Consider the following 2,755-nt stretch of genomic DNA (forward strand, 5'->3'; position numbering starts at 1 on the left):
CCCTCGACCACCAGGGTCAGGCGGCGCGGACCGGCGAAGGTCTTCAGGGCCTCGGGCAGGAAGCCGGCGGCGGCCAGGCCCTCGCGGGCCATACGCTCGAGGTCGCGGGCGGCCCCGGCCTGCATGCGCGCGGGGATTTCTTCGGAGAAGATTTCGAGAAGGAGCTGGGGCATGGGTCTAGGCCGCGTCTTCCTGCTGGGCGACCCATTCACTGGCGCAAAGCTTACAGAGGTCTCGGATGCGGCCGATATAGCTGGCGCGCTCGGCGACGGCGATGGCGCCGCGGGCGTTCATCAGGTTGAACAGGTGGCTGGCCTTCAGCACCATGTCATAGGCCGGCAGCACCAGGGCCTTGCCCTGATACTGGCGGGCCAGCATCAGCGGCACCTGGCGCTCCATGTCCTCGAACTGGCCCTTCAGCACGGCCACGTCATAGCCGTGGAAATTGGCTTCCGAGTGCTGGCGCTCGTTCTCCAGGAACACGTCGCCGTAGGTCAGGTGGCCCAGCGGCGCGTCGGGATCGTTGAACGGCAGGTCGAACACGTTGTCGACGCCGAACACGTACATGGCCAGGCGCTCCAGGCCGTAGGTCAGCTCGCCGGCCACCGGCGAGACGTCCAGGCCGCCCACCTGCTGGAAGTAGGTGTACTGCGACACCTCCATGCCGTCGCACCAGACCTCCCAGCCCAGGCCCCAGGCGCCGACGGTGGGGTTTTCCCAATCGTCCTCGACGAAGCGGATGTCGTGGGTGCGCAGGTCCAGGCCGATGGCCTCCAGCGACCCCAGATACAGGTCCTGCATGTTCGGCGGGTTCGGCTTCAGGATCACCTGGTACTGGTAGTAGTGCTGCAGGCGGTTGGGGTTCTCGCCGTAGCGGCCGTCGCCCGGACGGCGCGAGGGCTGCACATAGGCCGCGTTCCAGGGCTTGGGACCCAGGGCGCGCAGCACCGTGGCCGGGTGCAGGGTCCCCGCCCCCACCTCCACGTCGTGCGGCTGCAGGATCACGCAGCCCTGGGCGCTCCAATAGTCATGGAGCGTCAGGATCAGGCTTTGAAACGACTTGGGTTTTGGGGCGGGCATCAGGGTCCGAACAGGGCCAGAAAAAAGTCGGCGGACCATAGGGCCCGCCGACTGACGCTTCAAGCTAAGTTGGGACCGCTGAAGGGCTTAGTTGCCCTTGGCGGCGCTGTGGCGGCCGGCGTTCGACAGCGGCGTGCCGTAGGCCTTGCGGTTCTCCGGGGTGTCGGCGATCGGCGGGTTGGAGACGACGTTGGGGTCGCCGGCCTTCAGGGTCGCCTGCTGCTCGGCCGGCATCGACGAGACTCGGCCGGCGGTGTCGGTCGCCGCGCCGGTGGGCGCCATGGTCGACTCGGTCGTGGTGGTGGTCGTCGTGGTCGTGGCCGTCGGGTCGGTGGGCATGGTCTGATCGGCCGGCGCCGCGGCGGTCGGGTCCGGGTTCATCGGGGCCTGGGGCGCCGTCGACTGGGCCATGGCCGCGCCGGACATCAACGCCAGGGCGGCGGTGGCGGTGGCAATACGCACAAACATGGAGCTGATCCTTTTCGAGGAAATGCAGCCACATCAGCGTTCAGATCTTGAGTCCGTTGCGCCGATCACGGGTTCGTGAACGCGTTACTTGAAGAACATCACGATCGCCACGCCCACGAAGATGAACCCGAACCCGACCAGCGTCTTCCAGCTGATCGCCTCGCCCAGGTAGAAGATCGAGAACAGCGTGAACACGATCAGGGTGATCGCCTCCTGGCCGGTCTTCAGCTGGGCGGTCGAATAGGTCCCGTGGCCCAGGCGGTTGGCGGGCACGGCCAGCATGTATTCCGGCAAGGCGATCAGCCAGCTGCTGAAGATGGCCAGCAGCATCGTCGTCGAACGATTCTTCAGGTGGCCGTACCAGGCGAAGGTCATGAAAACGTTCGAGGCGATCAGCAGGCCCCAGGGCGCGATCTTTAACCAGAATGAGGGCATGGGCGGCGGAAGCTCCAGATCGCGACGCGTGAGCCGGCGATTGTATGCGCTTGGCGACAACCGAGGCCAGCCCGTCCCTCTGATCACAAAACGCCGCCTTTCCAAGCGTTCAAGGTCGTTGATGCTTAAACTTTAGGCGCCGCATCCCTTTCGTTTCCAAATCCCTACCGCGCGACAGCCATGTCCCAAGCGCGACCGATAGCGTGAACGGCGCCGGGGAAACGATGGGGGCTCATGAGTCCGCGTCACGGTGCGACTGAGCAACACGCTCTAAAACCAAGGGGAGCCCGCATTATCGGCGGGTCGGAGCAAGACGGATGAAACTGATCATAGCGATCGTCAAACCCTTCAAGCTCGACGAAGTCCGCGAGGCGCTCGTCGCCGCGGGCGTCGAGGGCCTGACGGTGTCCGAGGTCAAGGGTTACGGCCGTCAGAAGGGCCAGACCGAAATCTACCGCGGCGCGGAATACCAAGTGAATTTCGTGCCCAAAGTGAAGCTGGAAGCCGTGGTCGATGACGCGTCGGCCGCCAAGGCGGTCGAGGCGGTCAAGGCCGCCGCCGCCACGGGCAAGATCGGCGACGGCAAGATCTTCGTCCTCAATGTCGAGGAAGCCGTTCGCATCCGGACCGGCGAAACCGGCCCGGCCGCTCTGTGATCGTCGGGAAAAAGGGGATACCAACGATGAAACTGCACTTTAAACCGCTGGCCGGGCTCGTGCTCGCCGCGACCCTGGCGGGGGCCCCGCTGGGCGCCGTCGCCTTCGCCCAGGAC

General features: G+C 65.7%; 5 protein-coding genes. 1 reads left to right on the forward strand and 4 read right to left on the reverse strand.

The genetic code is table 11. The annotated features are described in order from the left end of the window. From WAL33_RS05345 to WAL33_RS05360, 4 genes are all read right to left on the reverse strand, one after another. Positions 1 to 173: glycine--tRNA ligase subunit beta (locus tag WAL33_RS05345; protein ID WP_422179228.1), on the reverse strand; the 173-nt coding region annotated here is incomplete at its 3' end. 4 nt (positions 174 to 177) lie between these two features. Next, positions 178 to 1,080, reverse strand: a complete 903-nt coding sequence (locus WAL33_RS05350; RefSeq protein ID WP_422179222.1) for a glycine--tRNA ligase subunit alpha — start codon at positions 1,078 to 1,080, stop codon at positions 178 to 180. An 87-nt stretch (positions 1,081 to 1,167) separates the two neighbouring features. Then, positions 1,168 to 1,548, reverse strand: a complete 381-nt coding sequence (locus WAL33_RS05355) for a hypothetical protein (protein WP_422179224.1) — start codon at positions 1,546 to 1,548, stop codon at positions 1,168 to 1,170. Between the two features lie 84 nt (positions 1,549 to 1,632). Then, a complete protein-coding gene (locus WAL33_RS05360; protein ID WP_422179226.1) occupies positions 1,633 to 1,983 on the reverse strand; it encodes a DMT family protein in 351 nt (116 codons plus the stop codon). Between the two features lie 317 nt (positions 1,984 to 2,300). Here WAL33_RS05360 and WAL33_RS05365 point away from each other — a divergent pair, with 317 nt between their 5' ends. Then, complete coding sequence (locus WAL33_RS05365) at positions 2,301 to 2,639, forward strand: P-II family nitrogen regulator (protein WP_007665036.1); 339 nt, start codon at positions 2,301 to 2,303, stop codon at positions 2,637 to 2,639. The last annotated feature ends 116 nt before the right edge of the window (positions 2,640 to 2,755 follow it).

Source organism: Caulobacter sp. (assembly GCF_049283275.1).
GTDB lineage: Bacteria > Pseudomonadota > Alphaproteobacteria > Caulobacterales > Caulobacteraceae > Caulobacter.

Bases quoted from the DNA above. Each gene is read 5' to 3' on its own strand.
- WAL33_RS05350 (WP_422179222.1), bottom strand. From the start codon at position 1,080: ATGCCCGCCCCAAAACCCAAGTCGTTTCAAAGCCTGATCCTGACGCTC.
- WAL33_RS05355 (WP_422179224.1), bottom strand. From the start codon at position 1,548: ATGTTTGTGCGTATTGCCACCGCCACCGCCGCCCTGGCGTTGATGTCC.
- WAL33_RS05360 (WP_422179226.1), bottom strand. From the start codon at position 1,983: ATGCCCTCATTCTGGTTAAAGATCGCGCCCTGGGGCCTGCTGATCGCC.
- WAL33_RS05365 (WP_007665036.1), top strand. From the start codon at position 2,301: ATGAAACTGATCATAGCGATCGTCAAACCCTTCAAGCTCGACGAAGTC.